This window comes from Peptostreptococcus russellii (genome assembly GCF_900110295.1).
GTDB lineage: Bacteria > Bacillota > Clostridia > Peptostreptococcales > Peptostreptococcaceae > Peptostreptococcus > Peptostreptococcus russellii_A.
Window position 1 is genome coordinate 98,848 of the sequence record NZ_FODF01000004.1, and the last position, 19,278, is coordinate 118,125.

The following is a 19,278-nucleotide window of genomic DNA, read 5'->3' on the forward strand; positions in this document are numbered from 1 at the left end:
CAACTTATATTAAATATTAAAAAACATTTAAATTTAGATTTTCACCTTGTTCTATTATTTTTAAGTTTAAATCTATCAGTTTAGTAAACCGGTTACACTTTTCTAATTTTAGTATACCAGCTCACTTGAATTTATAGTTAATAATCTAGTAACTCCTGTACATCTAGTAAAAAACTTTTAGTAAACCGGTTACAGTTATTCTATAAACCACTAATTAAAGTAATCAACTACAGCCGAATAGCAACTCATAATTAATTAATTAATTAATAAACACAACTTTATATTAAACCATCCATTACATATTTGTCAATATTTTTTAACAATATTTTTTTATTTTTTTGCTTGTTTTTTAGAAAAATCGAATAATTTAATTGCTTTTTAAGTATTCATTTGCTTGGATTTGGACTATGAAACGTATTCCTTTTTGATTTTGTGTTTTTTTCAGATTTATATTTTTTGTCAAAAAATTCAACATTGACATTTTTATATCGATAATATATGATTGTCTTATGTTTAAAAAGTATCATTATTTTCTAGTTTTTATAATTTAAACTATATTTTTTAAATTAATAATTTATTATGTATTCTATTAGGAGGTTTTATATGAGTGCTTTCTCAATTATTTCTTTTTTTGCTATTGTAATATCAATAGCAATATATGCTTATAATAAAAGCAAAAAAATCGATTGTTCGGATGAAGAAGGGTATTTTCTTGGTGGACATAGCTTAAGTGGATTTGCCATTGCATTTACAATTATTATGACTAATTTATCTACCGAACAAATCGTCGGTCAAAACGGTCAATCGTTCCGAGTTGGAATGGAAGTAATGGCATGGGAAGTTACAGCTGCAATAACTCTTGTAATTCTTGCAATAGTTTTCCTTCCTAGATATTTCAAATACGGTATAAATACTATTTCAGATTTCATAGAAGTTAAATATGACACAACTACAAAAAGAATTGTATCTATTTTATTTATTTTTACATATATTACTTCTTTTCTTCCAGTAGTACTTTATTCAGGATCTCTTGTTTTCAACAAGATATTCAAAGTTAATGAAATCCTTGGTATTACTAATATACAGGCAATAATACTTATTTCCTTTTGCATAGGTTTCTTCGGAATAATCTATTTATTTATAGGTGGTCTTAGTCTGGGAGCATATAGTGATTCTATTTATGGAATTGGACTTATTATAGGTGGTCTATCGATACCAATTATTGGATTGACTATCTTAGGACATGGAAATTTCTTATCTGGTATAAAATATATAGCAGTACACAGCCCAGAAAAATTGAATTCAATTGGAGCTATAAACTCAAATATAGTGCCTTGGCCAACTTTATTTTTTGGAATGTTTTTTAATAATTTATTTTTTTGGTGTACAAATCAGATGATTATACAAAAGGCTTTAGCTGGTAAAAATCTAAAGGAAGCTCAAAAAGGCGCTTTATTAGTCGGATTCTTCAAAATATTCGGAGCATTATTCCTTGTTTTACCTGGAATAATAGCATACAATCTTTTTGGAAATACTATACAAAACCCAGATGATGCCTACCCTACACTTTTAGTTCATATATTACCTACTTGGGCATATGGAATATTTGGAGCTATAATATTTGGAGCAATATTAAGTTCTTTTGTAGGTTCCCTAAATAGTACGGCAACTTTATTTACACTTGATCTGTACAAGCCTATTTGGGGTAAAAACAAATCTTCAAAACAAATTGCAAGATTGGGTAAAAAGGTTACAGTTTTAATAGGTATTCTTGCTACACTAATAGCTCCTGCTATATCTTTATTTCCCCAAGGACTTTATCAAGTGGTTCAAGAATTTAATGGACTATATAATATGCCTCTTCTTGTACTTATATTATGTGGATTTTTTTGCAAAAAACTTTCATCAAAGGGTGCAAAATATGTTTTCTTGATACATATTTTGCTTTATGGTGTTTCTAAGATTTTAGTTCCAAATATAAACTTCCTTTATATTTTAAGTGTTCTTTTCTTTTTAGATTTATTTATTTTGCTTTTGTTTAATAAAATTTCATGTACTAATTGCAATAATAAATTCAAAGAAAAAAATACTGCTTTGGATCTTACTCCTTGGAAACATAGATATAGTATAGGACTTCTAGTAGTGATTACTGTTATAGCTACGTATTTACTTTTTTCTCCCATTGGTATTTCGGCTATGATTTAATTCTATAAAAATAAAAGACCTTTTTAAATATAATTTAAAAGGTCTTTTATTTTTCTTAATTTTCTATATATTAATTCTTTTCTATAATTCTAATTCATATTTTTTTGTACTTAAATTTCTTACTTCATTTTCACGAACATTTACACTTTCCATTATAAACTACTACTAAAGTAATCACTGGATTTTTAATTTTATTACTAATCATTTAAAATCTTTCTATTTATTATTAGTAAACAAATTCTTCTGCCATTTTTGACTTTTCATTTAGGTTTTTGTAAGTGTTAGATTTTTCTAGTAGTTCGCTATGACTTCCTGTGCTTTCAAGATATCCATTTTCTAAAACAACTATATTGTTAACATTTTCTATAGATTTTAATCTATGAGATATTATTATTACAGTTTTGTTTTCAATAAGCTTATTTAAACTCTCCTGTATTTTCATTTCATTTTCGACATCTAAACTTGCTGATATCTCATCTAAAATAAGTATAGGAGAATCCTTTAGAAAGGCTCTTGCAATAGACAATCTCTGTCTTTCTCCTCCAGAAAGTTCCGCTCCATTTTCACCTATGCGCGTTTCAAAGCCTTTTGGTTGTTTTTCAATAAACTCCATACAATTAGCTAATTCTGCTGCTTTTTTTACTTCTTTATCGCTTGCAGTAACCTTTCCTATTCTTATATTTTCTAAAATAGATGTATTAAATAAAGTAACATCTTGAAAAACAATAGATATCTTGTCAAATAGGGATTCAATATCTATTTCCTTAATATCCTTACCATCGATCAATATTTCCCCGCTATTGTAATCATACAGTCTTGAAATAAGTTTCAATAAGGTAGTTTTTCCACAGCCAGAAGGTCCTACTAGAGCCGTAACTTCTCCTTGCTTTGCTGTAAACGATATATCTTTCAAAATTTTTCTATCCCCTTCATATGAAAATCCAACATTTTTTAAGACTATATCAAATTTATTTAATCTAGTTTTTTTACCACTTTGTAGTTCTTCTTCATTAATTTCTCTTATTTTTGCAATTCTTGGAGAGATATACGCTATTTCCATTATACTTTCATTAGAAACATCCACCATCTCCTTTAATTTTATTGCTGCCAATATATATCCTATCAAATAAAGAATATTAATCTCATTTGTAAACAATAGCTTTGTACCTACTATCATCACAATCCCTAAACTAACAAAAGAAAATAAAGATGAAGTTCCTATGGCTCTAAAAGATATCAGTTCTGCTTTAAGCTGCTTCTTCTCACTATAATCCACTTGCTTATATAGATCTTTTTTTATTCCATTAGCTAAGTTAAATCCTCTTATTTCCTTATGCATCTCTATTGCTTCTTGGAACTTTTCACTATTATCTCTTAAAACTTTATGATACTCAGTATTTTCAACTTTATTACTTTTTTTAGATAAAGAAATAATAACAAATCTCAGTACATTAGGTAATATAACGGCTATTCCCAATTTATAATTACCAAGCATCAGCATAATAGCTAAAACTGGTAAAAAGAAATATAGCCCATAAACTTTTGGTATTGAGTGACTCATCGCATGTTCTATAGCTTCCACGTCAGACATAATAGATTGAGCTAAATCAGATAAGTTATGTTTAGAAAAATAACTCAACGGCAATTCTTTTAATTTTTTTGCTATATTAATTCTTAGATTTGCACTTTCTTTATAAGTAGAATTGTACAATTTTTCATATTCATTCCAAAGTGCCATATACAAAATAATGATTATTAGCAAGGAAAAAAGGAAGTAACTCCACTTGTTATGTTCATTTCCTAGAATAAGTTCATCTCCCAACATCATCAGTAGCATTACAGGAAGCATACTAATAACGTAAACTAAAAAACTTGAAAATGCTGCTTTTACTATACCTTCAGCTCCAGAGTCTGTAACTTGAAATTTATTCTTAAAGCATTCCTTCATCTTTCACCCTCCAATCATTTGTCTTGTTATATAAATCTAAAATTCTCTTGTATTCACTATTGTATTTTATCAATTCTTTATGGTTTGCTTTTTCTACAACTTTTCCATTTTTAAGAACTATTATTTCATCAACATTTTTAATACTAGATAATCTATGTGCAATCATGACAACAGTTTTCTTTCTCATTAACTCTTTAAAAGATTCCTGTAACTTATATTCATTATCAGCATCTATTGCTGCTGAAGCCTCATCCATTATAAGAATAGGAGCATCTTTCAAAATAGCTCTTGCAATTGCTATTCTCTGTTTCTCACCACCAGATAAGTGTACTCCCTTTTCTCCTATTAAAGTCTTTTCTCTTTGAGGAAGTTTTTCTAAAATATCATTGCAACCTGCTAATTTAAGTGCTTTCATTACATCACCTTTTTTAGCATTTTTCTTGGCTATAGCAACATTATCATAAATAGATATTTTGAATAATTTAGGATCTTGAAATACAAAAGATATTGAATCTGTTATAGCATCTTCAGTATAGGAACTGATTGACTTATCACCTATTTTTATTTTTCCATTATCTACCTTATAGAATCCACTTAAAAGCTTTGCAATTGTGGATTTTCCAGAACCAGATTCTCCCACTAAAGCGTATGACTTTCCCTGCTGAAGATCTAGATTGAAGTTTTCAAGAATATATTTTTCTCCATATGAAAAGCTTACATTTTCAAAAGAGATATTATAGTTTTTAAACTTTGTATTACTTCCAAACTCCAACTTATCTTTTAACATTTCTTCATATATTTTTTCTAAATTATCCACTGCATAGCTGGCATTAAAGATATTTTGACTAGCATACATTATTCTCATAATAGTTACATATATTATACCTATTAAGAAAAAATACATTATTATCTCTATCATAAAATACTGTTTATCTGAAATTTTCGATAAATAAAAAGATATCGGCAAGATTATAATAGAAATTGCTCCTAAAAAAATCCATTGATATGTAACATATGGAAATTTACAACTTTTTGAATAAGCATATGCATTTTTTGAATAATCATAAATTGCATCATACAAAGCTTTAAATGAATTTATATCTGCCTTAAAAATTTTAACTACCTGTATACCTCTTACATACTCAACTGTTTCTCCACTTAGTCTTTTCAGTGCATCTTGATATACCTGCATAAAAGATGTTTCTCCACCCATCATTCTCATTATAAAGATACTTGCTACTAAAATTGTCGCAATTAGCAAAATACCTACTCTAAAACTAACCAAAAAAGCTAATATAAGAACTAAAATCGGAGTAAGAAATGCTTGTCCCAAGTCTGGAATCATATGAGCAATAGCCTGATGAGTCATTGATGCATTATCATCTATAGTTTTTCTAATTACTCCCGATTCATTAATATCAAAAAATTTAAAACTTGCATTTGTAATACCATCTATACCTCTCTTTTTTAGATTTGTTTCTATTCTAAATCCTAGTTTATGAGAAAATAGACCTGAAAAAATATATAGTATTCCCCCAAGTGTCAAACAAATCATAGAAATAAAAGCGTACTCTTTAGCCATTACAAAGTCTTTTGATAAGATTAACAACTTCAAAATATTATATATATAATAATATCCTATACAAGTTGCTATTACTGAAATAAAAGAAAACAAAACTGCAAGAATTCCATTATTTTTTTCTGTTGAAACATACTTAAATAACTTTCTATATACTTTCATAAAAACCTCCCCCTTGTTTTTTAATATAGATATTCATTCTCATTAATACAATAAAAAAATCCCCCCTTAACTCAAAATAGTTTTTAACATTTCAATTAACATATCTTTATTATCAAGAAAACTTTTTCTTGCACCTAATACTTCTGCACCTATAATTAATGAATTCATAAAATATGTTAAAAAATCATATAGTTCCTCAACCTCAAAAGAATTTGGCAAATCACCCATTTCCTTTCTAAATTCGTCTCTTGCTTCAATTTTCAACTCTTCAAACAATGACTCTAACTTAGAATCTCTTCTCTTAGCTAAAAGAAATTGAACATAAATATCCATATAAGGATTATTATCTATTATCTTTTCAAATATCTTTTCCGCTAAAAAATCAACACTATCTTTTTCAAAATTATCAATAGTAGATCTTACAATATCCATGCGATACTGAATTCCAAACTCCATTAGATCATGTAAAATTTCAGAAGTACTTTTATAGTAATAATACACTCCTCCCTTGGAAAGTGTTGTTTCACCGATGATATCCTCCATTGTAGTATTTACATATCCCTTTTTCTTAAAAACTTTCATTCCAGCCTTGAGTATTTCTTCTTTTCTTTCTCCTTGACTTAGTCTAGCACGCGCACACATAGTACACCTCCTTCTTTACTGACGATATCGTCGGTTAATTTCATTATATAGCATCTTTAAAATAAGGTCAATATTATCTTTATTATATTTTCTTTTCAAACTTTTTTAAAACCTTTTAAACTTATTTGTAACTCTATAATATAAGAAGAAATTTATAATTTTAAAATAGAATAGATTGATAATTTACATACTGAAAAAGGAGAGCATCGCTCTCCTTTTGTACAGAATAATTTAAGTTATAATTATGTGTAATATTTGTATTTCAACAATCGGGTTTTGATAAATGTACGGACAAGATCGATTCCTACATCAATAACTCTTTGTTGATTTAATTATATCAAAATGGGCTATTATAATCAATCATAATATCTATTATTATAATAGTTTTTATCTATAACATATCTTTTATTTATAGCTTAAGTGAATCACTATAAAAATTTAATAATCTATCAGTAATTACATTTTCCTAATATAATTTAGAATATATTTTTATTATTTTTCATTTTCCCCTAAATTATTTTTTAAAAACTCCCTATGCTTTCTATACTCTATAATAGGTCTATCTGCTTGTAACAATTTCTCATCCATTTTAAAACTTGTATAGTTAGGTATCTGAGTTTCAACTACTACCTTGTCCTGTCTTTCAATTTTCTTGTTTGCAAATTTTCCAAACCAAGCGATTAATTTATTTATTCCCTTTGATTTTGTTATCTTATTATAAAATCTAATATAAAGTAGTGTATTGTCATCATCTACAGGAACAAAGTATGCCATTATCTTTAAATTTTCATTAACTGTATTTAACCAAGTATTCGGAAATTTAAACTGAATATTTGTGCTTTTTATCTTGCTTTCACTTGCTTTCAAAGGTTTCTGTCCTTCATCTACTTGATTATTTGCGCTTGTTTGTAAAGTGTTTTCATCAATCCATATTACTTTTGGTCCATTTACAAGCGTTTTATTTCCCTTACCAATAGTATTGTAATGGACAAATGGAAGGTGGGAAACATCTAGCTGATTTTCTATTACCCTTGAATAATGAACTTTCCAATGGTCACATATCTCACTATAAACCATGTTTTCATAATCCATTTCAAAATAGTCTATCTCCTCAGTTGGTTCTCCTTCACCATTCCAAAAATAGACAATATTATTTTTTTCTTCGGCATAATATTTTTTTAGATTGAATTTGGAAAAATCTTTTTCAGAATTTTTTCCTTCACTAGGTATATGAACACATTTTCCTGTTTTATCATATTCTATACCGTGAAATGGACAGACTATACAGTCATTTTCTTTTTTCCACCCCTTGCTAAGCGCTGCACCTCTATGAGCGCATTTATCAGCAAAACAAGATATTTTTCCATCTTTATCACGATAAAGTACATAGTTTTCACCTAATCTTTTTACTCCTAGAAGCTGTCCGTTTTTTATTTCTGACGAACTAAGTATAGCGTACCATTTGTTTTTTATCATATAATAATCCTTTCTTTTTACTAAAATCCCCCCTATTATTATTCTATCATTTATCAGAGTTTTTTTGTTGCAATTTATACTTTTTCGACATTTAAAATTATTTCACCAATCAAAATAAATACTTCACAGCAAATTTTATCCCATAACATTTTCAAATAAAAAAACAGCATTAATCAATGCTGTTTTTTATATTTATTCTACTAATTTATTAGTCATAGATATTAGTTTATTATTAAGCTCTTACTAATTGAGCAATTTCTTTTGCCAAAGCTCTTAATGATTCAATATCATCTTCCTTCATTGTTCCCTTAGTTTCAACTATTGTAGGAGCAACTTCAAAATTTCCACCTTCTGATGCAAATTCTGTAAGTTCCTTAACAGCTCCTCCACTCCATCCGTATGATCCAAATATACCTAGAGCGTGGTTAGCTAGTTTGTTCATTTTTAAAGTATATAATAACTGATTCATATTAGGGTATACTGAATTATTGTAAGTACAGCTTCCAAGAACAACTCCCTTGTACTTCCATATTTCACTTAATATATAAGATACATGAGTCTTAGATACATCAAAGACCTTAACATTCTTTATACCTTCTTCAGCTATAAATCTTGCAAGTTGATCTGCCATCTTCTCTGTATTTCCATACATTGAACCATAAGCTATTACTACACCTTCTTCATTAACTTGGTTTGCAAGTTTGATATATTCATCTACTATAAGTTCTGGATTGCTTCTCCAAACTATACCATGAACTGGGCATATTATATCTATATCTAATTCTTTAACTTTTTCTAGTGCTCTTGCTGCCTGCTTAGAGTACTTACCTACTATATTAGAGTAATATCTTCTTGTTTCGTCTTTAAAGAAATCGAAATTCATTTCGTCATCGAATATTGTACCATTTAATGCACCGTATCCACCGAATATATCTTGAGAGAATAATATCTTATCAGTTGACTCATAACTTACCATAGATTCTGGCCAATGTACCATTGGAGTTGTAACAAAGTTAAGTTTTCTTCTACCTAGATCAAGTGTATCTCCATTTTTAACTTCTATATAGTTCTTTATTTCTATATTAAGGTAATCATCTATCATGGCTCTTGCCTTTTTATTTGTAACTATTGTTACATCAGGATATAATTCCATTATAGTTTTCATGCATCCTGAGTGATCTGGCTCCATGTGATGTACTACAAGATAATCTAGATTTCTACCTCCAAGATTAGCCTTTAAATTTTCAACAAATCCATCTACCTTTATTATCTTTACTGTATCAAGTAAAGCTGTCTTTTCGTCTGTTATAAGATAAGAATTATATGCTACCCCCTCTGGAAGTGGCCACATATTTTCAAACAAGTTTGTTTCCCTATCATTTACACCCATATAATATAAATCTTCTAATATTTTTACAGAAACAGTATTCATACTTAAAATTCTCCCTTCTAGTTATATAAACTAATAAATTATATAAATTCTTTAATAATTATTTCTTACGTTATCACACCTAGATTTTATTATACAATAATTACAAAGTATTGTCTATAAAAGTAAGCTTCTTATCCTCACTAATTATTATACACTAAAATACAATGAAAAATAAATGAATTTTACTTCAAAAACAAAGCTTTTTGTTAAATAAAATACTGTATACAATTGATACCGCTATTTCATTATACCCCCTATTTTTTTATTTTAATCGATTATTTTTATTTTTTTATTGCTATATTTCATTTCAATTAATAATGTTTAATATTTATCTTTTTATATCTTAAAAAATAACTTTTTCATAGATTTTTTTCTTAAAGCTAATTAAGAAAACGTCAAATTTTACAATTTGACGTTTTCTTTTTATCTATAATTTTCATATTAATAGCTACACTACTTTTCTATATCTTTATACTTTTTTCTGCTAATCTTTATATTTTTTCAATAATATTTATTTTTTCTATCAAAGCATTTCACTTTATATTTTATTTTTATAAAATATATTTTTTACTTTTTTATCCTATTTTTTCTCCAGCTCTTAACGCCCTTCTCATTTCTTGTATTATATTATCCATCTCCTCAAGTTCTTTTAACTTTTCTTTTTCTTCCTTGCTTGTCTCTATTATATCTGAAATTCCACCATTTTTTATAACTATTCTTTTATCAGCTATTAAGGCAAGAGTTGGATCATGAGTTGCCATCAAAACAATTTTATCTGATGAAATCAACAGCTCAAGAGCTTTTTTTCTATCTATACCTGCATTTTCTATTTCATCTATCAACACAATAGGAGAAGATGAAAGTATAGCTGTATCTGCTATCATAAGAGCTCTTGACTGACCACCACTTAAAGCTGTTATCTGCGTATCTATATTAAACTGTTCACCAGCTAATTTATTTGCCTCTTCTATTATTTTTTCTATTGTCTTATCAATATCTTCAACCATTCTACTCTTGGCATGCATTTCTAGAAAATCTTTGACAGACAAATCCATTACAAAATTCATATTCTGTGACAACTGTGCTACCAATTTGTTATTTGAGGAAAATCTCCATTTATCCTTAGCTTTTTCTCCATTTATCAAGATGCTTCTTTCTGTTGGAGTATCATTTTGTGCCACCCACTCAATATCTGCAAGAAGCCTTGATTTTCCTGAACCAGTTGCACCTACTATGGCTATCATTTCAGATTTATTTATATCCAGTCTTTCAAATTTTTCTTTAACTCCATTTTTATCTCTGCCAGCTATAATGCTTAAAGACTTTACTCCCTCATCTTCTTGAATTCATAAAAATTCCTTCATCTGTTTTATATATTCATAAAAATCTATTAACAGCTTATTTAAATCTAAAGCCATATTTTCTATTTCATCTTCTGAAAACTCATTTAAATATTCTTCAAAGCTATATTCTTCTTTTCCTTTTATATCCAAGGAGTTTTCTTCAAAGAAAGAAAGTACAAATGGATATTTTTCTATTATCTCTTTTAATTTTTTATCTTTCAACTTATTTCTCATTTTCTTCCCCCAAATCCATCTTTCTTACATTTCCCATCTGATATTGTTCACCTATTCTTGTTTCTCCAAGACAATAGGAACAAAGTGCTGATGGCATTGGAAATCTCAACTTCATACCCTTCACCGTATCTATTTCTTTCTTTTCTTCAAGAAGCAATCTACTTAATTCGTATGCTCCTTGTCCTGTAAGCCCATTTATATGCATAGTTATTGATGTTGGATTTACTGAATTTACCTTTGACTCAAATACTTCTCTTTCTGCCTGAGATACTATATCTCCTTTGGTTATAACTACTATATCTGCTGCTCTCAGCATTGGACCAATTTTTTTAGGAGTGTTGATTCCCGAAAGATTATCGATTACACAAATACCTTTTATATCCTTGATATATGGAGAGCATCTGTTGCAAAGACCTGCTGACTCCGTTATCAAAAGATCTAGTCCTTTTTCTTTTCCCCACTTCACTATCTCTTCTATATTTGAAACAAAGAAATGGTCTGGACAAAGAGAACCTGAAAGCCCCTTTTTCACAGGAATATCAGCTTTTGCGTATATCAAATCATCATCTGTATATAGGCAATCAAATTTAACTACTCCAACTTTTATATTTTGTCTTTTCAATGCGTCAATTGTTTTCATTATTACACTAGTCTTTCCAGATGATGGAGGACCAGAAAATACTACTAAATTCATTTTTTTCTCCTTTTAAAATACTTTTTCTTTTACCATAGCTATGTTCTTTTAACTCAGCCCCTGCTTTAAGCCTTTTACAATTTCTTGCATAATTTTAAAATAACCATGCGCTTTTAGCTTTTTTATTTTATAATCTCTTTATTAAACTTATATTCTAACTCTTTTAGTAAGCTTCCCATATCATGCTTTTCTATAAATTCCCAACCAATCCACTTGAATTTTTGATTTTCCTCAAGATGATTATCTACTTCCTTATTAGTAGAAGGGAATTTCCCATTTGCCGAAAATATATTTCCTATTTGAGGAGACATAAAAAAGTCCACTATTGCTTGTAAGGATTTCTTTTTTTCTTTTTTAGCAATCATAAATATTGGACTTATTATTGCACCGTCTTTAGGCCATACTGCTACCTGGCTGTTCTCATCTATCATCTTTGTGAAAAAATAAGGTATAATACTAACTGTTGGAGTATTAGAGTTATTTTTTCTTCTTGATTTCACCATTTCTGCTGGATGTAAGTTTTTCATATATGACCTTGCTAACTTAGAAATTCCATCTTCACCATATTCTCTATAAATAGTAAGTATCAGCGCATTAAATAAATCCAAATCTCCCACTGGTATTGCCACAGAATCTTCAAATTCTTCACTTAATAAATCCTCCCAAGTTTGAGGTATTTTTCTTCCATTTAATTCATTTTTATTTACCAAAAAGACAGCTGGCACTACACCTGTAATTAAATATCTTTTTTTAGGATCTCTAAGATCTATATAATCATTGCAAAAATCCTTATTTATCTCATCTGTAGAAGCTTCAAAAACATCTCTCTCCATAAATTGCCCCATAAGCTCTTTATCAAAGAATAAATCAAAGCCTGCTGACATCAATATATCTGGAATTTCATCTATTTTACCTGTTTTAACCTGTTCTTTTATCCAATCAAGACCCATATTTGCAGATTTCAAATCATACTCAATAGAATAGTCAAATGAGCTTCTATTTTTTTCAAGCCATTCATTAAAAGACTCTACTAAGGGAATTCTAATTGGACAAGGAAGAACTCCTTCAACATTAATATCTGCCTTTTTCTTTTTAGAGTTTAATGTTCCCAATAAATCTCTATCTACACTTTCTCTTTCACTCTTTAAAAAAGATAGTAATCTCTCCTCATATATTTCTACATTTATTTTCTTTAATTTCAATGCCATTGAAAGACTTATATTCTTTGACATACTATTAAATATATTAGAATCTTTAAACTGCTCAAAGCCATTAGCAATTAAAAAGTCCAAGGCTTTGGGATTTTTCTTCACTATGTCATAAATCTTATCATTTACTGAAAAATAATTATTCATTTTTATCCTCTTTTCTTTATTTATAATTCTCATTTATATATACCTATTTAATATTTATTATTTTTTATACCACTATTTAAATTAACTTTTCTATAAATAGATTACTATAACTATCTTTTTTTTTCAGTTGCATTTGCAACATAATTAATAAAAATCAACAACTACACTATATATATGCTAGAAAAGTAAATTATTGCTATCTTTATTGTTTATTGACTTGCTTAAGTGTGTTATAATGATAAAAAGATATGGTGATTTCAACGATTATGACTTTTAATTTATCATTTTCGTTTTTGATTAATAATTTTTATAGAGGTGGAAATAATGATTTTATCTGGTAAAGAAATATTAAAAAATGTAGAGTCTGGTGACATTATAATAGAACCTTTTAATAAGGATAATGTAAATCCAAACAGCTACAATCTTTCATTAAGCAATGAACTTTTGGTATATGAAAATGAAGTTTTAGATATGAAGGTTCCAAATCCTGCTAAGAAAATAACTATTCCTGAAGAAGGGCTTCTTCTTGAACCTAATAAATTATACCTAGGTAGAACAAATGAATTTACTAAAACAGAAAAATTTGTACCTATGTTAGAAGGAAGATCTTCAACAGGAAGATTGGGTCTTTTTATTCATGTTACTGCTGGTTTCGGTGATATTGGATTTGCAGGATACTGGACTCTTGAAATATTCTGCGTTCAGCCTATAAGAATATATCCTGATACTCAAATCTGCCAGATTTATTATCATGATATTCATGGTGACTACGACCTTTATTCTAGTGGAAAGTATCAAAATAACAAGGGTATTCAACCTTCACTTATGTATAAAGACTTTGAAAAGTAGAACTAAAAATGCTTGCCTATTTGGGCAAGCTATTTTTTGCAATAAAATAAGACATAAGGGCAAGTGCTTGCCTTTGATGTCTTATTGATCTGGCTGTTTTTAACAGTTATATTTATTTTTAATAATATAGCTGGAGTTTAAAACTTATCCCTAAAAAATCCAGATTCTAAAGCTCTATTTATCCTCAAGAGTTCTAAGAAGTTCTATCTCCTCTTTATATCCAGAAAAATCATTAGGTGTCTCCAAAATCATAGGTAGAGTCTTTAAGTATGGATGATTGACTATATTTTTAAATGTATCAATTCCAAGATATCCCTCTCCTATTTTTTCATGTCTATCCTTATGACTTCCTCTTTCATTTTTGCTATCATTTAAATGAAGTGCCTTTAATTTATCAAGTCCTATTATTTTATCAAACTCCTCAAGAACTTCATCAAGATTATAAATTATGTCATATCCACCATCGCTTATGTGACAAGTATCTAGGCATACTCCTACTTTATCACTTAGTTCAACTTTATCTATTATAGACTTAATTTCTTCAAAGTTTCTACCTATTTCAGTACCCTTGCCTGCCATTGTTTCAAGAAGAACAGTAGTTGTCATATCTTTTTTTAATACTTTATTTAAAACATCTGCTATTAAATTAACTCCCAAATCTACACCCTGCTTTACATGACTACCTGGATGAAAATTGTAATAGTTTCCTGGAATAAGTTCCATTTTGGCTAAATCTTCATTCATAGCCATTAAAGCGAATTCTCTAGTTTTTTCAGTTGCACTTGCTGCATTTAATGTATACGGAGCATGTGCTACAAGTTTTCCAAAGTCGTTTTCCTTTATATATTCATTAAATTCTTTTACGTCTTTCATATCTACATCTTTTGCTTTTCCGCCTCTAGGGTTTCTTGTAAAGAATGCAAAAGTATTAGCTCCCATTGCTTTTGCTTCTCTTGCCATTGCCATAAAACCATTTGATACGGATAAATGTGATCCTATATATAACATGGGTATCCTCCTTTTAAAATTACAACTACACTTAGATATAACATATTTATATTATACCCAATTATAGCATGTAATTAACAAAACAAAAGGAAAGCAGATGCTTTCCTTTTGTTTCTAATCTTACTTTTATTAGTTTTTCTACTATTAAAATCCTATTAATCTCAAGATATATTTGATTTCGCTTTTTATTAATTCTTATTATTTAATATTTGAAAGTTTACACTTTATTTTTAAAGTTTTATATTTTTATATTTAAATTTATTAAAAACATCTAATTTTATTTTTTTAATATAAATAAGCTCTTTTTAAAGTTCTCTCATAAGATTTATCATTTCTATTGCTCCTGTTGCAACATCAAATCCCTTATTTCCAGCTTTTGTCCCTGCTCTTTCAATTGCCTGTTCAATATTTTCTGTTGTTAAAACTCCAAACATTACAGGAAGTTCATGTTTTAATGAAATCTGAGCAATACCTTTTGATACTTCATTGCATACATAGTCATAATGGCTTGTACTTCCACGAATAACCGCACCTAAGCATATTATAGCATCATACTTCTTACTAGATGCCATCTTAGAAGCTATTAAAGGTATTTCAAATGCTCCTGGAACCCAAGCTATATCTATATCATCACTTTCTACTCCATGTCTTTTTAGAGCATCCATAGAGCCATCCAATAGTTTGGATACTATAAACTCATTAAATCTTGCTGCTACTATTCCTATTTTTATCTTGTCTGCTACTAACTTTCCTTCATATAAATTCATTTTTTTCCCCCTATTTTCCTACTACATTCTTTAATTCTAAAATATGTCCCATTTTCTCTTTTTTAGTCTTTAAATAATTTTTATCATGTTCATTTGCCTGAACTTCTATTGCTCTTCTCTCTTTTATATCTATTCCATAATCCTTCAGTTGCTCTATTTTATCTGGATTGTTAGTAAGAATGTTTAAACTTTTCACTCCAAGATCCTTTAAAATTTGAGCCGCTATATAATACTCTCTCATATCGGCTTCAAAGCCTAATGCTAAATTTGCTTCTAAAGTATCCATACCTTTTTCTTGTAAAGCATATGCCTTTAACTTGTTTATTAAGCCTATTCCTCTTCCCTCTTGTCTCATATATAGCAGGATACCTCTTCCCTCTTTTTCTATTTCACTCATTGCAAAGTTAAGTTGTTCGCCGCAGTCACACTTGAGAGATGAGAATACATCTCCAGTTAAACATTCTGAATGAACTCTGCAAAGAACATCCTCTCCATCAGATATATCACCCTTTACAAGAGCTATGTGATGTTCACCGTTCAACAAATTAATATATCCGTATGCCTTAAAATCTCCGTATTTTGTAGGTATATATGCCTCTACTGATTTTTCTACTAATTTATCATTCTTTTTTCTATATTCTTGAAGTTTTTTTATTGTAGTGAACTTTATATCCCATTTTTTAGCAAGTTCTATAAGCTCAGTTTTTCTCATCATGGTACCGTCATCTTTCATAATCTCACAGCAAAGACCTATTTCTTCAAGCCCTGCTATTTTTAGCAAATCTACAGTTGCCTCTGTATGACCATTTCTCTCTAGTACTCCATTGTCCTTTGCTTTTAACGGAAACATATGTCCAGGTCTTCTAAAATCTGAAGGCTTTGCTCTTTTTTCAATTGCCTTTCTAGCTGTATATCCTCTCTCTTCTGCAGATATTCCAGTTGTAGTATCAATATGATCTATAGATACTGTAAAGGCAGTTTCATGATTATCAGTATTATCTGTAACCATTTGAGAAAGATTTAACTTTTGGCAATATTCCTTGCTCATAGGCATACATATCAGCCCTTTACCATGAACAGCCATAAAGTTCACATTTTCAGTTGTTGCAAATTCTGCAGCACATATAAAATCTCCTTCATTTTCCCTATCTTCGTCATCTGTAACAAGAACTATCTTACCTTTTCTTAAATCTTCTACAACCTCTTCAATACTGTTAAATTTAAACATTTTTTATCTCCCTTTTCATATATATATTTAAAAACCATTTTCTATTAAAAATTTCATATCTATATTACTTTCTTTACTTTTTTCTTTGCTAATGTCTCCATCTAAATACAGAAGTTTTTCTACATACTTAGCTATACAGTCATTCTCTATATTTACTCTACTTCCTATTTTTTTCTCAGATAAATTACTAGCAGCTCTTGTATGCGGGATAACGGATACGCTAAAATCTTTATCGTTTTCTTCTGCAACTGTGAGACTTATTCCATCAATTGCCACTGAACCCTTTTCTATAATATATTTTAAAATTTTCTCATTTGCTTCTATACAGTACCAAACTGCATTATCGTCTTTTTTAATGGATTTTATTTTACCTACACCATCAATATGTCCAGATACAATATGTCCCCCCAACCTAGTACTTAACTTTAAAGCTCTTTCTAGATTAACTCTTGAGCCCTTTTTTAACTCTCCAAGAGACGACCTTTTCAAACTTTCATGCATTATATCTGCAGAGAAAGATTTGCTGGATATATCTGTTACTGTAAGGCATACTCCATTTACTGAAATGCTGTCTCCGATTTTACTTTCTTCAAGGACTTTTTCAGCCTCTATAGTAAAAATTGCTGAGTTTGTAGAATTTTTGATACTACTTACTCTTCCAACTTCCTCTACTATTCCTGTAAACATGGTATAACCTCGCTTTCAATCAATATATCTCCATCATATTGAGAAATACTCTTTAAATTTAGATTAAATGCTTTGTTAGGACTTTCTACTCCTAAACCTGAAATTGGACTTTTAGCATTTTCTCCACCAAAGATTTTTCCTGCTATATAGCTTTGTAGATCATCTACTATTCCTTCTTCAAAAGCAGACCAATTAAGACTTGCTCCACCTTCAATAATTATGCTATCTATATTCATCTCTCCTAAAGTTTTTATAAGCTCTTTTAATTTTATTTTATTTGTATTTTCTTGTACTATTACTTGACAACCCTTATCTAAATATTTCTTTATTTTTAAAAAATTCTTAGAAGCAGTCGCAATAATAGTTTTATATTCTTTTGCTGTTTCTACTACTTTTGAATTTAATGGAGTTCTTAAATTTGTATCGCATATAATTCTTGTTACCTTCTTTGTTTCATAAAAATCTCCATTTTTTACTATTCCATATTTTTCAAAATCCGACTCTAAAATCAAATTTTTTATTTCTTCCAGCCTAGAATTAAGCATAGGGTCATCAGCTATAATAGTATTTACTCCAACCATTATTGCTGAATAAATATGCCTATCTAAATGCACTCTAGCTCTAGATTTTTCACCTGTTATCCACTTTGACTTTCCTGAATAAGTAGCTATTTTTCCGTCTAATGTCATTGCATATTTCATCAAAATATATGGCTCTTTATTTTTTATATACTTGAAAAATACTTTATTTATACTATCGCACTCTTCTCTCATAAAGTCCTCAACAACATCTATTCCATTTTCCCTAAGAATCTTACAACCTTTTCCATAGACTTTTGGATTAGGATCTCTTGATCCAACAACTACTTTTTTTATTCCAGACTCTATAATTTTTTCTGTGCATGGTGGAGTTTTTCCATAGTGACAACAAGGTTCCAAACTTACATACATTGTTGCCCCCTCTAGATTTACTTTTGAAGATGCTATTGCATTTCTTTCTGCATGAAGTCCACCATACTCTTGATGGTATCCTTCTCCTACTATTTCTCCATCTTTTACAATCACTGCTCCCACAAGAGGATTGGGACTGACTCGCCCTCTTCCCCTCAAAGCAAGTTCCAATGCTCTTTTCATATAAACTTCATCAATTTTAGATTCCATTTTTACCCCCATTGATTTATTTCGAGTTTTATTTTGCTTTTAAAAAGCTAAAAATCTTCCAAATCCCTGTTTTTAAGCAAAATAAAAACCTCGAAGCTAAACTTCAAGGCCTTAGGATATTTGAATAATATGTTATCTGCTGTGATTAATGTTACTTTTAAAAAATAGCCGACTCTAGAAAAAGCAATAAATAAAATAAAAATATTTTATCATTGTATTCTCATTTTCATAAATCTTTACTTTAAAAATCCTGAAATGATAGAATCATTCCAGGACAAATCGGCATACTAAAATATTAAACCACATATCATCATACCATCTTCTTTCATCCAGACTATACTGTCGGCTCCGGAATCTAACCGGATCTGCTACTGCTCGCGGGCTTTACCGCCGGTGGGGACTCACACCCCGCCCTGAAGATTTATTTAATTGACAATTTGAGCATAACATACAATGTAAACGTTGTCAATCGATTATATTTTTTATTGTTTTTTCTTTATGTATTTTTT

14 protein-coding genes, 1 pseudogene and 1 riboswitch are annotated in these 19,278 nt (G+C 29.0%); of the genes and pseudogenes, 2 read left to right on the plus strand and 13 right to left on the minus strand.

Annotation, left to right across the window (positions count from 1 at the left end; genetic code table 11):
- Nucleotides 1-603 precede the first annotated feature (603 nt).
- Nucleotides 604-2,205, plus strand: a complete 1,602-nt coding sequence (locus BMY82_RS03775; RefSeq protein ID WP_091974810.1) for a solute:sodium symporter family transporter — start codon at nucleotides 604-606, stop codon at nucleotides 2,203-2,205.
- A gap of 226 nt (nucleotides 2,206-2,431) precedes the next feature.
- On the opposite strand, the gene BMY82_RS03780 is transcribed toward BMY82_RS03775, so the two are convergent.
- The 8 genes and pseudogenes from BMY82_RS03780 to BMY82_RS03815 form a co-directional block, all read right to left on the minus strand.
- The gene (locus tag BMY82_RS03780) at nucleotides 2,432-4,153 is read right to left on the minus strand and encodes an ABC transporter ATP-binding protein (protein WP_091974813.1); all 1,722 of its coding nucleotides are present in this window, start codon (nucleotides 4,151-4,153) and stop codon (nucleotides 2,432-2,434) included.
- A complete protein-coding gene (locus BMY82_RS03785) occupies nucleotides 4,137-5,894 on the minus strand; it encodes an ABC transporter ATP-binding protein (protein WP_091974815.1) in 1,758 nt (585 codons plus the stop codon). The genes BMY82_RS03780 and BMY82_RS03785 overlap by 17 nt, the downstream gene beginning before the upstream one ends.
- Nucleotides 5,895-5,960: 66 nt before the next feature.
- The gene (locus BMY82_RS03790) at nucleotides 5,961-6,536 is read right to left on the minus strand and encodes a TetR/AcrR family transcriptional regulator (RefSeq protein WP_091974817.1); all 576 of its coding nucleotides are present in this window, start codon (nucleotides 6,534-6,536) and stop codon (nucleotides 5,961-5,963) included.
- Nucleotides 6,537-7,028: 492 nt separating this feature from the next.
- Entirely contained in the window at nucleotides 7,029-8,012 is a 984-nt protein-coding gene (locus tag BMY82_RS03795; protein WP_091974819.1) for an aromatic ring-hydroxylating oxygenase subunit alpha, read from the minus strand.
- A gap of 232 nt (nucleotides 8,013-8,244) precedes the next feature.
- Nucleotides 8,245-9,444: an FprA family A-type flavoprotein gene (locus tag BMY82_RS03800; RefSeq protein ID WP_091974821.1), complete on the minus strand. Its 1,200-nt coding sequence runs from the start codon at nucleotides 9,442-9,444 to the stop codon at nucleotides 8,245-8,247.
- Nucleotides 9,445-10,019: 575 nt separating this feature from the next.
- A pseudogene (locus BMY82_RS03805) lies at nucleotides 10,020-11,021 on the minus strand (ATP-binding cassette domain-containing protein).
- Nucleotides 11,011-11,715 (minus strand): GTP-binding protein, encoded by a 705-nt coding sequence (locus BMY82_RS03810; protein WP_091974823.1) that lies wholly within the window; start codon nucleotides 11,713-11,715, stop codon nucleotides 11,011-11,013. Before BMY82_RS03810 ends, BMY82_RS03805 begins: the two are co-directional and overlap by 11 nt.
- Nucleotides 11,716-11,837: 122 nt before the next feature.
- The gene (locus BMY82_RS03815) at nucleotides 11,838-13,070 is read right to left on the minus strand and encodes an ABC transporter substrate-binding protein (RefSeq protein ID WP_091974825.1); all 1,233 of its coding nucleotides are present in this window, start codon (nucleotides 13,068-13,070) and stop codon (nucleotides 11,838-11,840) included.
- A 324-nt stretch (nucleotides 13,071-13,394) separates the two neighbouring features.
- Between BMY82_RS03815 and dcd the strand changes: the two genes are divergently transcribed.
- Nucleotides 13,395-13,919, plus strand: coding sequence for a dCTP deaminase (dcd, locus tag BMY82_RS03820; protein ID WP_091974827.1), 525 nt, complete (start codon nucleotides 13,395-13,397; stop codon nucleotides 13,917-13,919).
- A gap of 174 nt (nucleotides 13,920-14,093) precedes the next feature.
- On the opposite strand, the gene BMY82_RS03825 is transcribed toward dcd, so the two are convergent.
- The 5 genes from BMY82_RS03825 to ribD all read right to left on the minus strand — a co-directional run bounded on the left by BMY82_RS03825 (nucleotide 14,094) and on the right by ribD (nucleotide 18,769).
- Nucleotides 14,094-14,927: a deoxyribonuclease IV gene (locus tag BMY82_RS03825; RefSeq protein WP_091974829.1), complete on the minus strand. Its 834-nt coding sequence runs from the start codon at nucleotides 14,925-14,927 to the stop codon at nucleotides 14,094-14,096.
- A gap of 305 nt (nucleotides 14,928-15,232) precedes the next feature.
- On the minus strand, nucleotides 15,233-15,694 hold the full coding sequence (gene ribE / locus BMY82_RS03830) for a 6,7-dimethyl-8-ribityllumazine synthase (RefSeq protein ID WP_091974831.1): 462 nt from the start codon (nucleotides 15,692-15,694) through the stop codon (nucleotides 15,233-15,235).
- 10 nt (nucleotides 15,695-15,704) lie between these two features.
- Nucleotides 15,705-16,922: a bifunctional 3,4-dihydroxy-2-butanone-4-phosphate synthase/GTP cyclohydrolase II gene (locus BMY82_RS03835; protein ID WP_091974833.1), complete on the minus strand. Its 1,218-nt coding sequence runs from the start codon at nucleotides 16,920-16,922 to the stop codon at nucleotides 15,705-15,707.
- Between the two features lie 27 nt (nucleotides 16,923-16,949).
- Nucleotides 16,950-17,609, minus strand: a complete 660-nt coding sequence (locus BMY82_RS03840) for a riboflavin synthase (RefSeq protein ID WP_091974835.1) — start codon at nucleotides 17,607-17,609, stop codon at nucleotides 16,950-16,952.
- Nucleotides 17,594-18,769 carry a bifunctional diaminohydroxyphosphoribosylaminopyrimidine deaminase/5-amino-6-(5-phosphoribosylamino)uracil reductase RibD gene (ribD, locus tag BMY82_RS03845; RefSeq protein ID WP_091974837.1) on the minus strand — a complete coding sequence of 392 codons (1,176 nt, stop codon included), beginning with the start codon at nucleotides 18,767-18,769 and terminating at the stop codon, nucleotides 17,594-17,596. The genes BMY82_RS03840 and ribD overlap by 16 nt, the downstream gene beginning before the upstream one ends.
- 313 nt (nucleotides 18,770-19,082) lie before the next feature.
- Nucleotides 19,083-19,194: riboswitch (FMN riboswitch) on the minus strand.
- Between the last annotated feature and the right edge of the window lie 84 nt (nucleotides 19,195-19,278).

Coding starts and splice junctions, on each gene's coding strand:
- ribE (WP_091974831.1), bottom strand. CDS start 15,694: ATGAATTTATATGAAGGAAAGTTAGTAGCAGACAAGATAAAAATAGGA.
- BMY82_RS03835 (WP_091974833.1), bottom strand. CDS start 16,922: ATGTTTAAATTTAACAGTATTGAAGAGGTTGTAGAAGATTTAAGAAAA.
- BMY82_RS03800 (WP_091974821.1), bottom strand. CDS start 9,444: ATGAATACTGTTTCTGTAAAAATATTAGAAGATTTATATTATATGGGT.
- BMY82_RS03775 (WP_091974810.1), top strand. CDS start 604: ATGAGTGCTTTCTCAATTATTTCTTTTTTTGCTATTGTAATATCAATA.
- BMY82_RS03815 (WP_091974825.1), bottom strand. CDS start 13,070: ATGAATAATTATTTTTCAGTAAATGATAAGATTTATGACATAGTGAAG.
- BMY82_RS03785 (WP_091974815.1), bottom strand. CDS start 5,894: ATGAAAGTATATAGAAAGTTATTTAAGTATGTTTCAACAGAAAAAAAT.
- ribD (WP_091974837.1), bottom strand. CDS start 18,769: ATGGAATCTAAAATTGATGAAGTTTATATGAAAAGAGCATTGGAACTT.
- BMY82_RS03790 (WP_091974817.1), bottom strand. CDS start 6,536: ATGTGTGCGCGTGCTAGACTAAGTCAAGGAGAAAGAAAAGAAGAAATA.
- dcd (WP_091974827.1), top strand. CDS start 13,395: ATGATTTTATCTGGTAAAGAAATATTAAAAAATGTAGAGTCTGGTGAC.
- BMY82_RS03780 (WP_091974813.1), bottom strand. CDS start 4,153: ATGAAGGAATGCTTTAAGAATAAATTTCAAGTTACAGACTCTGGAGCT.
- BMY82_RS03795 (WP_091974819.1), bottom strand. CDS start 8,012: ATGATAAAAAACAAATGGTACGCTATACTTAGTTCGTCAGAAATAAAA.
- BMY82_RS03810 (WP_091974823.1), bottom strand. CDS start 11,715: ATGAATTTAGTAGTATTTTCTGGTCCTCCATCATCTGGAAAGACTAGT.
- BMY82_RS03825 (WP_091974829.1), bottom strand. CDS start 14,927: ATGTTATATATAGGATCACATTTATCCGTATCAAATGGTTTTATGGCA.
- BMY82_RS03840 (WP_091974835.1), bottom strand. CDS start 17,609: ATGTTTACAGGAATAGTAGAGGAAGTTGGAAGAGTAAGTAGTATCAAA.